Annotated in this window: 13 protein-coding genes and 1 tRNA gene; 4 read left to right on the forward strand and 10 right to left on the reverse strand. The window is 65.8% G+C overall.

What is annotated here, in order from left to right; all coding sequences use genetic code 11:
• Window position 1: 1 nt before the first annotated feature.
• The 6 genes from mbtN to crcB (AWC12_RS00800) are packed head-to-tail and all read right to left on the reverse strand — an operon-like array spanning window position 2 to window position 4,858.
• Window positions 2-1,153, reverse strand: coding sequence for a mycobactin biosynthesis acyl-ACP dehydrogenase MbtN (mbtN, locus tag AWC12_RS00775; protein WP_085171681.1), 1,152 nt, complete (start codon window positions 1,151-1,153; stop codon window positions 2-4).
• A complete protein-coding gene (mbtM, locus tag AWC12_RS00780; RefSeq protein WP_024448915.1) occupies window positions 1,150-2,718 on the reverse strand; it encodes a long-chain-fatty acid--ACP ligase MbtM in 1,569 nt (522 codons plus the stop codon). Before mbtM ends, mbtN begins: the two co-directional genes overlap by 4 nt.
• Entirely contained in the window at window positions 2,715-2,969 is a 255-nt protein-coding gene (locus AWC12_RS00785; protein WP_024448916.1) for a mycobactin biosynthesis acyl carrier protein MbtL, read from the reverse strand. Before AWC12_RS00785 ends, mbtM begins: the two co-directional genes overlap by 4 nt.
• 40 nt (window positions 2,970-3,009) lie before the next feature.
• A complete protein-coding gene (locus AWC12_RS00790) occupies window positions 3,010-4,047 on the reverse strand; it encodes a DUF190 domain-containing protein (protein ID WP_085171752.1) in 1,038 nt (345 codons plus the stop codon).
• A 50-nt stretch (window positions 4,048-4,097) separates the two neighbouring features.
• The gene (gene crcB, locus AWC12_RS00795) at window positions 4,098-4,466 is read right to left on the reverse strand and encodes a fluoride efflux transporter CrcB (protein ID WP_085171754.1); all 369 of its coding nucleotides are present in this window, start codon (window positions 4,464-4,466) and stop codon (window positions 4,098-4,100) included.
• Entirely contained in the window at window positions 4,463-4,858 is a 396-nt protein-coding gene (gene crcB, locus AWC12_RS00800) for a fluoride efflux transporter CrcB (protein WP_085171756.1), read from the reverse strand. Before crcB (AWC12_RS00800) ends, crcB (AWC12_RS00795) begins: the two co-directional genes overlap by 4 nt.
• 59 nt (window positions 4,859-4,917) lie before the next feature.
• Between crcB (AWC12_RS00800) and pgm the strand changes: the two genes are divergently transcribed.
• The 3 genes from pgm to AWC12_RS00815 all read left to right on the forward strand — a co-directional run bounded on the left by pgm (window position 4,918) and on the right by AWC12_RS00815 (window position 7,970).
• Window positions 4,918-6,552, forward strand: coding sequence for a phosphoglucomutase (alpha-D-glucose-1,6-bisphosphate-dependent) (gene pgm / locus AWC12_RS00805; RefSeq protein ID WP_085171683.1), 1,635 nt, complete (start codon window positions 4,918-4,920; stop codon window positions 6,550-6,552).
• Entirely contained in the window at window positions 6,549-7,844 is a 1,296-nt protein-coding gene (locus tag AWC12_RS00810) for an MFS transporter (protein ID WP_085171685.1), read from the forward strand. The genes pgm and AWC12_RS00810 overlap by 4 nt, the downstream gene beginning before the upstream one ends.
• A gap of 53 nt (window positions 7,845-7,897) precedes the next feature.
• A tRNA-Ala gene (locus AWC12_RS00815) sits at window positions 7,898-7,970 on the forward strand.
• A gap of 176 nt (window positions 7,971-8,146) precedes the next feature.
• Here AWC12_RS00815 and AWC12_RS00820 read toward each other — a convergent pair.
• From AWC12_RS00820 to AWC12_RS00835, 4 genes are all read right to left on the reverse strand, one after another.
• A complete protein-coding gene (locus AWC12_RS00820) occupies window positions 8,147-8,587 on the reverse strand; it encodes a PIN-like domain-containing protein (protein WP_085171687.1) in 441 nt (146 codons plus the stop codon).
• Window positions 8,559-9,278, reverse strand: coding sequence for an Rv2018 family toxin-antitoxin system antitoxin (locus AWC12_RS00825; RefSeq protein ID WP_085171689.1), 720 nt, complete (start codon window positions 9,276-9,278; stop codon window positions 8,559-8,561). Before AWC12_RS00825 ends, AWC12_RS00820 begins: the two co-directional genes overlap by 29 nt.
• 110 nt (window positions 9,279-9,388) lie before the next feature.
• Window positions 9,389-10,642 carry a tyrosine-type recombinase/integrase gene (locus AWC12_RS00830; protein WP_085171691.1) on the reverse strand — a complete coding sequence of 418 codons (1,254 nt, stop codon included), beginning with the start codon at window positions 10,640-10,642 and terminating at the stop codon, window positions 9,389-9,391.
• On the reverse strand, window positions 10,642-10,827 hold the full coding sequence (locus AWC12_RS00835; protein ID WP_085171693.1) for an excisionase family DNA-binding protein: 186 nt from the start codon (window positions 10,825-10,827) through the stop codon (window positions 10,642-10,644). Before AWC12_RS00835 ends, AWC12_RS00830 begins: the two co-directional genes overlap by 1 nt.
• Before the next feature lie 425 nt (window positions 10,828-11,252).
• On the opposite strand from AWC12_RS00835, the gene mobF reads away from it, so the two are divergent.
• Complete coding sequence (gene mobF / locus AWC12_RS00840) at window positions 11,253-14,039, forward strand: MobF family relaxase (RefSeq protein ID WP_085171695.1); 2,787 nt, start codon at window positions 11,253-11,255, stop codon at window positions 14,037-14,039.
• The last annotated feature ends 46 nt before the right edge of the window (window positions 14,040-14,085 follow it).

Raw genomic sequence — 14,085 nt, forward strand, 5'->3', positions numbered from 1 at the left:
GTCACGTGGCCGCGCCGATCATCTCGGCGTAGCCGTCGAAGTCCGGTTTCATCGCCGCAGCGACCAGTTCCCACAGCACCTCGTCGGTCCCGCCGCCGACGCGAGCCAGCTTCATGTCGCGCCACCACCGGCCCAGCGGAGTCTCGTCGGTGAGATAGCCCGAGCCGCCGAAGAGGTGCATGCACTCGGAGAGCACTTCTTCCCCCAAGCGAGCAGCGGTGACCTTGACTGCTGCCGCCGAACGCAGGTCCAAACGGCCCTGTGCGGCAATGCCGTTGAGGCCGTGCCGAAGCAGATCGACGCGGGCCTGCAGGTCGGCGATCCGAAGGCGAAGTGCCTGATGCTCGAACAGCGTCGCCCCGAACTGGCGGCGCTGCACCATGCGGGCATGGGTCACACCCAACACGCGCTGACACGACGACGCGACCTGACCTGCGATGGACATGCGCTCGTGGGCGAGTCCCCATGAAATCGCTGCCAGTCCGGTGCCGGGCCGCGCCACCAGATGGTCGGCGGGCACCCATGTGTCGATGTGGACCGCCGCGGTGTCCAGCGGGCCGGCGCCGACTTTGCGCCATGGCGTCTGCACGTCAACCTGTGTGGTCGGCACCGCGACCACCAGGACGTTGCCGTGTCGGCTCGCCGGGTCGTGGTCGACGCCGCGGGCGACCACCAGGACATGGTCTGCGATCGGGGACAGTGAGACGAACTTCTTGATGCCACGGATCTCGAAACCGCCGCGGGCGGAACGAACTTCGGTCTCGACGATCTGCAGATCGGAACCGCCCGACTCTTCGGAGGCTGCGATGCACAGCACTGCCTGACCGTCGATGGCCTGCTCGCAGATCGCTGTGAGGTGATCGGTCTTGCCGAACCGGCGCAGGACGGCGATCGCCGAGTCATGCAGGCTGACCCCCACGCCGATCCCTGCGGAGCCGAGATGCCCCAACCGGAATGCCAGTTCGTTGAGCTTGGCGACGTCAGGGTGCTGCGTTCCCGCGGGGCCCCACTTGTTGCGGAAGACTCCGCCTGCCCCGAGGTGCTCGATCAACTTGCGGGGAAAGTGTTCCGAGGATTCGGCCTCGGTAGTCCAGCCGACGACCGTGTCGTCGAACACCTCTGTCAACAGCTGTCGGTAGGCGTCGACGGTCATACCCGCGCGGCCTCCAGGTCTCGTTTGACGGCCAACCGCTTCAGCTTGCCCGAACTCGTCCGCGGCAACGAGCCGGGAGCCATGAAGACGACATCGGCGGGTACGACGCCGCACTGCGAGGCCACGCGTTGCACCACTTCACTTCTGGCGCCGGACTCGTCGGGACCACGGAACTCGGCGGCGATGACAAGACCCTGTCTGGCCGAGTCGCCGTCGGTGCTGAACGCGACGACCGCCCCGTCGCGCACGCCCCGCACCTCCGCGGCGACGCGCTCGACCTCGTTGGGGAAGATGTTGCGTCCCGCGATCGTGATGAGTTCCTTGACGCGTCCGCACACGACCAGACCGCGATCGGTGAGATACCCGAGATCTCCTGTGCGGAACCACTCCCCAGGGACGAGGGGCTCCTGTCCGAGGTACCCGTACATCATCGAGGTGCCGCGGATCTCGATCTCGCCGATGTCACCGTCTCCGTGATCTGACGGTGCGATCCGCACATCCATTCCGGGGATCGGGTGGCCCAGTACGGCGTGCCGACGCACGGTATCCGTTGTGGGGTCGGTGATCTCCTCCACCATGAGCCCGCTGCCCGGACCGGGGGAGGTGACCGCGCATGTCGATTCGGCCAGACCGTAGGACGGGGCGGCCGCCCGGGGATCCAACCCGAACCGGCTGAGCTCGCGCAGGAACAGTTCGAAGCCCTCGCAGTCGACCGGCTCGCCGCCATTGAGAGCGAAACGCAGGTGACTCAGATCGACATCGGGCACCCGGCGGGCGTACTTGCCGATCACTGAGTAGGCGAAATTCGGTGCAGCCGTGAGTGTTGCACGACTTTCCGATAACCATGACAACCACCGGAACGGCGAAGCCGCGAATGATGCGGTCGGCGCCAGCCACATCTCGGCTCCGGTCATGAAGCCGGTGAGCAGGAACGTCAGGCCCATGTCGTGGTAGAGCGGTAACCAGGTCAGCCCTCGGTCGTCGCCCTCGTCGGTGCCGGTGTGCTTGAGCAGTGCGGACACGTTGTTCTTGACGGCGTCAGGCGACAGCATCGCGGTTTTGGGTGTTCCGGTGGAGCCCGCGGTGCCCTGCAACACTGCGGGCGTGCCGGCTGGGGTGGCCGCGGGCTTGAGTGTGGTGGACCGGCGTGAATGTCCGACGGTGCTGACATCGTGCACTTCCACGTTGAAACCGTTGTCGCGCAGGAGTTCCGGGTATTCACCGTGGGTGAAGATCTGGCGAACACCGATTCCGGCGAAGCGTTCGGCGGTCGCGTGGGCCCACTGTGCATTGTCGGCGCCACGGATGGGGCCGGGCAGGATCGACAGCGAGCGGCCTGCCAGCCAGACGCCCTGGATGGCTGCGACGAACTCGGCGGTGGGTTCGCCGACGAGGCCCACGGCGCCGTCGGGTCCGTCGAGGATGCGCTCGGCGACGTTCTCGGCGCGCGTGTGCAACTCCTGCCAGGAATGTCGATGCCACTGGCCACTGGCGCGGTCGAGCAGCACAAGGTCGCGCGGGGATGTCGTCATCGCCCCCGACACCGCGGTTGCGAGAACACTCACTGGCCTGCCGGCACCTTGGCCAGAATCGCCGACTCGAGGTCGCCGACGGTGTCGCAGGTGAGCAGATCCTCCTCGGTGAGCGCAACACCGAGCTTGTCCTCGATCGCCACCATCCCTACCGCGAAGGCGACCGAATCGAGTCCGACGTCGTCGATGAGTCGGGAGTCGCGAGTCACCCGGTTGATGTCGACGTTGAGGTCGTCACGCAGGATCTCCGTGAGGGCGGCGCCGACTGTGCTCGGTGTGGTCATGGCGGCAGAGGTTACTCGGTCAAATAAAGATAGGCTACCCTCACAAATTGCCGGCGGATCCAGGTCCGCCGAGCTCGAGTGAACCGCGGTTCCGGCCGGCGTGGGTTTCCAGCATTCCCGCCAGCGCGCTGATGGTCACGATTCCCTCGTGCTCGGTGAGCTCGTCGACGATCGGATAGGACGCGGCGATGCCCGGCGCCGTGTCGAGCAGCACCGTCGTCACCGGAACTCGTCGCGCCAACTGCAGGAAACGATCGCCATGGGGACGCTCATCACCGCGGAAACCCCAGATCCCGCGCAGCACCGTCGCGCCACTGGCGTGTGGGGACTCCATGAGTCGTCGGATCAATTCACGGTGAATCGGGCGTCCGTCGTGCAGGGAGGACTCCGAGGTGGACACGACCATTTTGTGGAACTCGCCGTCCGACGTCGGGGCGGCCAGACGCTGACCGCTGTTCTTGCACACCACAATCGGCTCCAGCGTGAACCAGGCGTCAGGGATCAGCGCGCGGATCTCCTCAACCGCCGCGTCGGCCTGGATGCCGGTGCCGATACCGATGAGCGACAACGGCACATCGCTGTTACGGCTGAAGAACTTTGCGCGGTGACGCCCGCCCGCCACGGTGCCGTCCACCCCCAGGTAGACGTCGGCGCCAACGAACCCGAGCCGTTGCAGCACTGTGCACACCGCCACGTAGGCGGGCTCGCCCGCGATCCGGTGGCGTCGTCCCACATGCAGCGACATCCGAACCGAGTCGTATGCGGTGGTGTGCGGCTGATACCCACGTTCCAGGGTGATCACGCCGCGACCGGTGAGCGCGCGCACCTCCTCGACCAACGCGACGATCGTCTGCGTGGTGTCGATCGCCGAGATCGTCACCGGCGCATCTTCGGACAGGCTCAACGATCGGTCGCTGCGCGCGACGTTGGTGGGGCCGAAACTGGCGATTCCCCGCAGCATGATGCTCGTGGCGACACCGCGGCGCTCGAAAAGATCGAGCATCGCATCGGCCAAGAATCGCTCTCCGCTGCGCTCCCGCTCGGCGAAGTAGACCGTCAGCGTGAGAGTGCCGCTCACTCCGGCCGAATCGTTCGCCCCGCTCACTCCGGCCGAATCGTTCGCCCCGCTCATAGCAGCGCTCCCAGGGTCTGGCCCGCGAGTGCCGCCGGGATGCCGAGCGCGACGCTGACCACGATGTTGGCGACCGCGGGCCCGATCTGGCGCTCCTCGGCGAGGCGGTGGGTCTCCAGCATCCAGGTGGAGAACGTCGTGTACGACCCGACGAACCCGGTGCCTGCCATCAGGGCGAGGTGCGCCGGAAGCGCCATCCCGGCGAAGAATCCGAGGATCATTGCTCCGCTGATGTTCACCACCAGGGTGCCGTACGGGAACCCCTTCGGCGCATGCCGAGACACCGCCTTGTCGACAGTCAGCCGGACGACGGCGCCGAGGCCGCCGAGGACGGCGACACCCGCCCACACCAGAACGTCCGTCATCGCCACGCCCTGGCCCGGCGCACCAGCATGGTTCCCAGATAGACCGCCACCAGTCCCGCCGCGATGCTGACCGCGACATAGCCGGCGGCCAGGCCGTAATGCCCGTGCTCGACCATCTTGATGGTCTCGACCTGCATCGTCGAGAACGTGGTCAGGCCACCGCACAGTCCGGTGCCCAGAAACGGCCGGCGGTAACTCGACACCGGCAGGCGTTCCAGCAGGCGGGTGACAAAGACGCCGAGCAGGAACGCGCCGATGATGTTCACCGTGAACGTGGGCCAGGGCCACCGACCGGGATCGGGGGCGGCCAATTCCTCGAAGCCTGCGCGGGCGAGGGTGCCGAGGGCGCCGCCGGCGAATACCGCAGCCAGTTCCCGCCGGTCGAGGGCCATGGGCGCAAGTATGCCGACCCAGACGGTGGCGGTCTCGGAGACGGAGGACAATCGTCGTCATGGCGGCCAACCCCCGTGCCGGTCAGCCGGCGCAGCCCGAAGACCTCATCGACATCGCCTCGGTGGTGACGGCTTACTACACCGTCAGCCCCGACCCGGACAACGTGGACCAGCAGGTGGCGTTCGGCACCTCGGGTCACCGCGGATCGAGCTTGGACGCCGCGTTCAACGAAGCCCACATCCTGGCCACCACGCAGGCGATCGCCGAGTATCGTGCCGCGCAGGGCACCACCGGCCCGCTGTTCATCGGACGCGACACCCATGCGCTCTCGGAGCCGGCGTGGGTGTCTGCGCTGGAGGTGTTGGCCGCCAACGACGTTGTGGCCATGGTCGATTCGGCCGACCGCTACACCCCGACCCCCGCGGTCAGTCATGCGATCCTGGCTTTCAACAGGGGACGCGAAGGCGACCTGGCAGACGGGATCGTGGTCACCCCGTCGCACAACCCGCCGCGCGACGGCGGCTTCAAATACAACCCGCCCACCGGCGGTCCCGCAGACACCGACGCCACCGGCGCCATCGCCAAGCGGGCCAACGAGATCCTGCGCGGCGGGCTCAAAGACGTCAAGCGCATCCCGCTGGCCCGTGCCCTCAAGATCGCAGAGCGCCACGATTACCTCGATGCCTATGTGGCGGACCTGCCCAACGTCGTCGACCTGCACGCGATTCGCGCCGAAGAGATCCGTATCGGCGCCGACCCGCTGGGCGGAGCAAGCGTCGACTACTGGGGCGCGATCGCCGAACGCCACAATCTGAACCTGACGGTCGTGAACCCGCTCGTCGACGCGACGTGGCGGTTCATGACGCTCGACACCGACGGCAAGATCCGGATGGACTGCAGCTCCCCGAATGCGATGGCGTCACTCATCGCGAACAGGGAGTCCTATCAGATCGCGACGGGGAATGACGCTGACTCCGACCGGCACGGCATCGTGACCCCCGACGGTGGACTGCTCAACCCCAACCACTACCTCGCGGTGGCGATCGACTACCTGTTCGCGCACCGGCCGGAATGGGCCGCCGATACCGCGGTCGGCAAGACGGCGGTGAGTTCGTCGATCATCGATCGTGTGGTCGCCGGCCTGGGTCGAACGCTGGTCGAGGTACCTGTCGGGTTCAAGTGGTTCGTCGACGGGCTGATCGGCGGGACCATCGGCTTCGGTGGGGAGGAGAGCGCGGGGGCGTCTTTCCTGCGGCGGGACGGCTCGGTGTGGACCACCGACAAGGACGGCATCATCTTGGCCCTACTGGCCTCGGAGATACTCGCGGTCACGGGCTCGACGCCGTCGCAGCGCTACGCCGAACTGGCCGAGAAATACGGCGCCCCAACGTATGCCCGCATCGATGCCCCGGCCAACCGGGAGCAGAAGGCGCGGCTGGCCAAGCTCTCGCCGGAGCAGGTCAGCGCGACCGAGCTGGCGGGTGAGCAGATCACGGCGAAGCTGACGACAGCGCCGGGCAACGGCGCGCCGCTGGGCGGGCTCAAGGTGACGACGGAGAACGCGTGGTTCGCCGCGCGCCCGTCGGGCACCGAGGACGTCTACAAGATCTACGCCGAATCATTCCGCGGCGCCGACCATCTCGCCGAGGTACAGGCTGCCGCGCGCGACGTGGTCAACAAGGTCATCGCTTGAGTTCGCACACGGAGGGCGACTGTCCCTGCGCCGAAGCGAGCAGCAATTCACCCGCCGCGGTCAAGCGTCGGTTGCCGCGCGAAGTGTGGGTGCTGGTCGCCGCGAATGTCGTCGTCGCGCTGGGCTATGGGGTTGTCGCGCCGGTACTGCCGCAGTACGCGCGCCATTTCGGTGTCAGCATCAGCGCCGCGACGTTCATCATCACCGCCTTCGCTGTGATGCGGTTGGTCGGAGCGCCACCGGCGGGATTTCTGGTGCAGAGGCTGGGGGAGCGGCACGTCTACATCAGCGGCCTCATCATCGTCGCATTGTCGACCGCTGCCTGCGCCTTCGCCGAAACCTATTGGCAGCTACTTCTTTTCCGCACCCTCGGAGGGGTCGGGTCGGCGATGTTCACAGTGTCGTCTCTCGGGTTGATGATCCGTATTTCGCCGCCGGACGCACGCGGACGCGTCGCCGGACTGTTCTCGTCGGGATTCATGTTCGGTTCGGTGGGCGGCCCCATACTCGGGAGTCTCACTGCCGGTTTCGGTCTGGCGGCACCGTTTTTGATCTACGGCGCCGCGTTGTTGGTAGCTGCCACAGTCGTTTTCGTCAGCCTGCGGAACTCCGAGGTGGTGGCGGCCTCGGACGAAGACACCGCAGCGCCGGTGCCGTTCCGTACCGTCTTCCGGCATCGTGCCTACAAGGCGGCACTGTTCTCCAACTTCGCGACGGGGTGGGCGTCGTTCGGACTGCGCATCGCGCTGGTGCCGTTGTTCGTCGTGGAGGTGCTGGGCCGAGGACCGGGCGCGGCCGGTCTGGCGCTGACCGCGTTCGCGGTGGGCAACATCTCGGTGGTGATCCCGAGCGGCTATCTGTCGGACCGCTTCGGGCGGCGCAAGCTGGTGATCCTGGGGCTTGCGCTGGCGGCGGTGTCGACGGCACTGGTGGGGTTCACCACATCGCTTCCGGTGTTCCTCGTCGCGGCGTACGTGGCGGGGGCGGCGACCGGTATCTTCGTGTCGCCGCAGCAGGCGGCGGTGGCCGACGTGGTCGGGAACAAGTCGCGTGGCGGGACCGCGGTAGCGACATTCCAGATGATGGCGGACTTCGGCTCGATCGGGGGATCGCTGCTGGTCGGACTGATCGCGCAATACACGTCGTTCGGGTGGGCGTTCCTGGTCAGCGGCATCATTCTCGGCATCGCGGCGGTGGGATGGGTATTCGCTCCTGAAACTCGGCCGAGGCCCTCGGCCGAGCACACCCAGTCGCGGCCGTTGGGGCCGGAGGCCGGCGGAGAAGTGCCGTGACCAGCGATTTTGAAGGCATCCCCCTCGTGGTGTAGCTTCGATGAGCACAACAAGGGGCTATGGCGCAGTTGGTAGCGCACCACACTGGCAGTGTGGGGGTCAGGGGTTCGAATCCCCTTAGCTCCACCCATTTTGAACAGGCAGTTTGCGTTGATCTGCGAATGACGATTATGTCCAACCGTCGACGTGACGACAGTTTTGACGACAATCCTCGTTCGAACGACGACGCCACACTCGAACACTCGAAGATGACGACACCGCGCGGGTCCAGTGCGGCCGCATGCCGGCGGTGGCATGGGCTCCTAGAGCGGCAGCCTGACGATTCGTTTTGTCTGAACTGAGTAGATGTAGGGGCCGGGTGTCTTCGCCGCAGCGGCTATCGCGGGCAGGTTCGAGATGTAGCGTGCCGCGAGATCGGCGGCAGTGATATCCGCACGGGGCACGCAGAACATCCGCGCGTCGGTCGCGACGACAGCCATTCTCTCGGCTTCGTTGCGCCGAATCTCGGCGTCCTTGTGGAAGCCGATCCATCCACGCTCAGCCGTGAGCGTTATCCACTCCACGTCGGCAACACGCTGTGCGTCTGCTTCGCCGTAGTGCTCCCGCATCGTCGTGAGTGCGAAGCCGGCTTCTCGGAGCAGTCCGGGGACTTGGAGCGCACCCAAACTGCGGTCCACGAAGACGTGCGGGAGCCCTGCGAGTAGTTCGGCTGGGTCAGGCCGCGATGGCGTCGAGTGCGTCACGCAGGTCGTCCACAGAAACGCCGTAGTCGGCCGCAACAGCCTCGAACGTCTCGCCGGCGCGCAGCGGTCCCAGCGCGTCCGCGACCCGGGCCCCGCTGCCGTCAAACACCGGTTGGCCGTACCCCCGATAGGGGTCCAGGACTACGTTGGCATCCCCGAACTGAGGCAGGCGAATTGTGCGGGCGAATTTGTCGTCGTCGAAGCTGATCTGCTGCAGGTAGTGCTGCACTATGTCTTTGAAGACATACTGTCCAGACCGCGGAACGATCAGGCGCTTGACCACTTGGTCGTCGGGACTACCTTTGCCAGACTTCTGGGCGAAGTCCCAGAGTACTTCCGCGCCATCTGTATAAAGGTCGCGCGACGCCAGCGCATGTGCGCCGACATTCTGCACGAGCCAGTCGATGGACGGGCGGATGCGCTGCATGGGTACGCCTGCGCGACGGAACGCGTTCAAGACATAGGCCTCCGCGATGCCCACAAAGGGCAGCGTAGCGGAGCCGCGCTCGTGCTGCGTTAGGGCGGTGATGATGGGCTCGGCCTTCACCACGGCCCTGCCACTAGGCCGTCGCTCGTAACCGTTGGCCCATGTCTCGAGTGTGGAACGAGGCACAACAAGGTGCTTGGCAGCATCAGTCAACGTGTAGAGGGGGACCTCAAAGCGTAGGTCGTTGAGTTTCTCGTTAGTCACCGAAGCGCCACCTCCTCCAGCTTCTCGCCATGATCCTCTCAAGACGGTACGACATCGCGGCCGCCACGCGCTTAGCACTCACGTCGATTCCGAAGCACAAGAGGGTTTCGCTACTTGACGCTGGTGCCCGCCACGCCTGGAAAGAGGCTGCCCATCGAGTCCAGCGCGTCACGCTGGACCGCCTCGATCACCTCGACGTAGGTGCCGGTGGTCACGGTGATAGAGCTGTGTCGCAGGATCCTCTGGACGGTCGCGGGCTGCACGCCCATCGTGAAAAGCAATGTGGCGCAGGAGTGGCGGAGATCGTGGACTCGAAGATGCGGCACGTCGGCTTTGGTGCAGACATCATGAAACATCCGGTTCGCATTGCGCGGTTCGACGAAGCCGCCGTGCGCGGTGGTGAACACCAGTCCGGTGTCTCGCCACTGTGAGCCGGCGGCGACTCGCTCTCTGAGCTGTCGCTGCCGATGTGCGCGCAAAATGGTCACCAGGGGAGTTGGGATCGGGAGAACCGCGACCGAGGCCTCAGTTTTGACAGACTCGAGCCGTAGTTGACCGTCAACCCGGTGCAACGCTTGACGGACTGTCAGCCGACCTTGGTCGAGATCAACGTCAGCCCAAGCTAATCCGAGTGCCTCGCCACGACGCAGGCCCATTGACAGTGCAACCGCCCAAAGTGCGTACAGTCGATGCTGCTCCGCCGCTTTGAGGAACCGGAGCGCTTCGTCGCGGGAGAAGCTGCGCACCTTGCGCTCGTCGGTGACGCGCAGCTGTACCAGCCGGGCAACGTTCCGGCTGAGAACCTCCTCGTCGACCGCATCCTGGAGCGCCGCGCGTAGGACTCGCAAAATGTGTCGGATCGAGCTCGCGGACAGATACGCCTTGCAGCATTGCGGGAGTGTCTTCGCGCAGCATCGCGGAGTATCTCGGGCGGCATCGCGTCCCTGAATGCAGCACTGGCATGTCGTGCGCAGGCTGGTAAGCCAGTCCCGGATATGCGCCGCCTGAAGCGATTTGAGTTTGCGTCTCCCAATGCCGGGAATGATGTGTAGGCGAACGTCGCCCTCGTACGTCGCGTACGTGGTCCGCCGGATGCTCGGTTCAGCGATGTGTTCGAGCCAGTACGTCATGTACTCGGCGACGGACAGGGTGGTTGTTGCTACAGGTACCCCGCGGCGTTGTTGGTCGCGAAGCTTGTTGAGTTCGTCCAGGGCGGCACGCTCGGTGTCGCCGTACACGCTTACTCGCTTGCGGCGGCCGTCAGGAGTGTCGACGAAGAACTTGCCTTCCCAACGCCCATCGCTCCGGCGGTAGACACCGCCTTCGCCGTTGGCATTCCGTCGACTTCGCGAACGGGGCGCCATCAAGCCACGCCCTCAATGAGTCCAGCTACATAATCGTCGAGAGATTGCCGGATGATTCGCCGGCATCGGCCAATCTGTACTGACTTCACCTGTTGCTCCCAAATCAAGCGATAAATCATCCACCGACTCACCGCGAGCCGGTCGGCGGCGGCCTGGACCGTGATGAGCTCGCTCTTCTCGGTCATCTAGACCACCTCCGATATCTGCCTGTGTGGTCGGGCGTAACTACGCTCGCGCGCAACAATTTTGGTCTTGTTAGCCGCGATAGCGCCTTCGCCCTATCGCCCTCATAGCAGCTGTCTTCAGTTTAAGCCCGTGGAATGACATCAATGTGTAGAACTTTTGGCCCGCACGTCCGGCTCGCTTGGGTGCGGCGCTCGCGCCACCAACCCCCTCACAAATCACCAGACCCCTGTTATCCACAGGCGTCCAACTATCCCCAACCTCACACCACAGCTCCACCATCCAGTTCTCCTCCACCCCTTAACATCACGGATATCCGCGCCTCCTAGCCTCAACACAGATACTGCATGGCACACTTGCACAAGGGTGCGAGAATGGTTGTGGCGCAGCAAGTGCCGACCCTCCCTTTCTCCGATTGGCCAGTCTGATGTTGACGATCGCCAAGTTGAAGCGGTGGTCGATCAACTACTACATCGACACCGCCAAGACCGCCGAGCGCGCGAGCGCTGATCGTGCGCGGGCCGGTGGCGGGTTGGGCGAGTATTACTCCGAACATGAGACCCGGACCCCGGTGTGGCTGACCGCCGGGGACAGCCACACCGCCGCTCGCCTGGTCGGCCTGACCGATGTGCAGCGCGCGGGTGGTGAGGCCGATGCGGAGACGGTGGCGCGCTGGCTTGATGAGGGGACCGCACCGAGCGGCGCACATGGGCGCACATTCGGTGTGCGCGGTGTGCACGGTTTCGATCTGACGTTTTGTGCGCCCAAGAGTGTGTCGTTGGTGCGTGCGTTGCGCGCTGATGATGTGGGCGCTAAAGCGATCACCGGTGCGCACACCACCGCGCTCGCTGAGGCGATGGAGTATCTGAGCGCACATGCGGGCTATACGAGGGTGCACAACCCGGTGACCGGGGAGAAGGACTTGGTGCGCCTCCCCGGGTTGGTGGCAGTGGCCTATCAGCATGAGACGTCTAGGTGCGGGGATCCGCACCTGCACACCCACGTGATCGTGCCGAACCGGCAGGCCCGCGCCGACGGGACGCTGGTGTCGATTGACGGGACGTCGCTGTATCACGAGGCCAAAGCCGCCGGGGTCGTCTATCAGGCCACGTTGCGTCGTGAACTGCACCGATCCCTGGGTTTCGAGTGGGAACCGGTCGATACGTCGACCGGGATGGCCGAGATCGCTGGGATCGGCCGCGACAGCATCACCGCGTGGTCGCGGCGTTCCACCGCGCTGCGCGAATGGGCCGCCGGAAACCTCAACATTGTCGACGGGCAGTTGTCGGCGGCGCAGCTGGCGATCGCACAGAAAGCGACGCGGCCTGGCAAGCCCGAGGAGCTCGCCTGGAGTCAGCTGTTGGAGCAGTGGCGCGCCGATGTGCGCGGTCTGCACCTGGACCGCGCGGCGCACAGTGCGGCGCGTGCGGCGCGCACCGCGGTTGCGCGCACCCCGTTTGATCGTGCGCACCTGGTCGACGCGGCAGCGCGCATTGAGAGGGCCGCGTTCACCCGCGCCGACTTGGTGGAGATCGTGGGCGCACAACTTCCGGTGGACACCGCACATGAACCGCGCGCGCTCGTCGAGTCCGCGGTCGACGAGGTCGCGGTGCGGCTCACCGGGGTGCGCGCCGCACATCAACGCGAAGGCCACGAACGCTTCACCCTCGACCGCATCCTGGCCGAAGAGAAAGCCGTGCTCGATCTGGTCGACGCCCAAGAGCCGCGCAGCATGCTGCGGATCAAGGACGAGGACACGGCCGGCTTATCAGAGGATCAGAAGCGTGTGGTCGAGAACATTGGAGCCTCGCCGTGGTTGGTGCAGCCGCTGTCGGCCCCGGCCGGTGCGGGTAAGACCACCACGATGCGGGCGCTGATGCCGGCGGTGCATCGCCGCCACTACGGCCAGGTCCTGGTGCTGGCCCCGACGGGGAAGGCCGTCGATGTGGCGCTGCGTGAGGGTGTCGGCGACACCGGTCACACCGTCGCCAAAGCGGTGCAGCTGTTGCGCGACAAGCAGCTGGAGCTGAGTCCGGCGACGTTGGTGGTCGTCGATGAAGCCGCGATGGTGGGCACCGACGATCTGCGTCAACTGCTGACTGCCACCACCGGCGCCGGAGCGAAGACCGTCCTGGTGGGCGACGAGTATCAGCTCGCCCCGGTCAAAGCCCGCGGCGGCATGTTCGCCCAACTCTGCACTGACCTGCCCTGGACCCAGAAACTCTCCGAAGTCTGGCGGATGCGCGACCCCGAGGAACGCAGCGCCTCCCTCGGGCTGCGCGATGGCACGCCCGCCGAGGTCGCCCGCGCCGTTGCCTGGTATCGCACCCATGACCGGCTGCACTGCGGCGATGCGGTCACCATGGCCCACGACGCCCTGGCCGCCTACCAGGTCGACGTGTCGAAAGGCCATGACGCCCTGCTGATCTGCGACACCACAGAAATGGCTTGCGCCCTCAACCAACGTCTCCATCACGAACACGTCCCGCACGACGCGCCTACCCTCGCCGTAGCCCACGGTCAGCAGATCGGCGTCGGTGATCTCATCATCAGTCGCCGCAACGACCCCGCCGTCACCGTGTTCGACAATCCGCGAGCCACCGAGCCCGCGTCGATGGCGCGCAATGGAAACCGCTGGAGGGTCGCCGCAATCGACCAAGAAAACTACCGAGTCGCCGCGGTACGCCTCGATGACGGCGCCGGCGCCGTATTCACCGGTGACTATCTGCGCGAGCACATCAACCTTGGTTACGCGGTCACGGTGCACTCCGCCCAAGGAGTCACCGCCGACACTAGCCACGCGGTTCTAGGGGAGAACACCACCCGCAACCTGCTCTACGTCGCGATGAGCCGCGGCCGCCACACCAACACCGCACACCTCTACGAAAGGAGCGTCGAAGCCGAAGGGCATCCATCCGATCCGCTGTCGCTGATGCGTGGAACCTCGATGGAGGCAACCTGTTTCGTGCAATCGGTGCTGACCCGTGACGACTCTGCGCACACTGCGCACCAGGTGGCGTCTCGCGTGGACCCCGCCGCGCTGCCCGAAGCGATCGCAAATGTCCTCCGCCGTCGGGCATCCGCAATCCAGGCCCGCCGCGACGCCTTCCGCGCTTGGCGGGCCGCGCATGCGAATGACGCCGCCCAGCCTGGGTCGGCTCGGGAGCGCGATACCTTCCTGAGTCGAGACGCCGACGACAGCCTCGAACTCTGAGATCCGGCAGGCGAGAGTTGCGCTAGATGTATTGCGCGGTCGCAAT

It is taken from the genome of Mycolicibacterium iranicum (assembly GCF_002101705.1).
Taxonomy (GTDB): domain Bacteria; phylum Actinomycetota; class Actinomycetes; order Mycobacteriales; family Mycobacteriaceae; genus Mycobacterium; species Mycobacterium iranicum.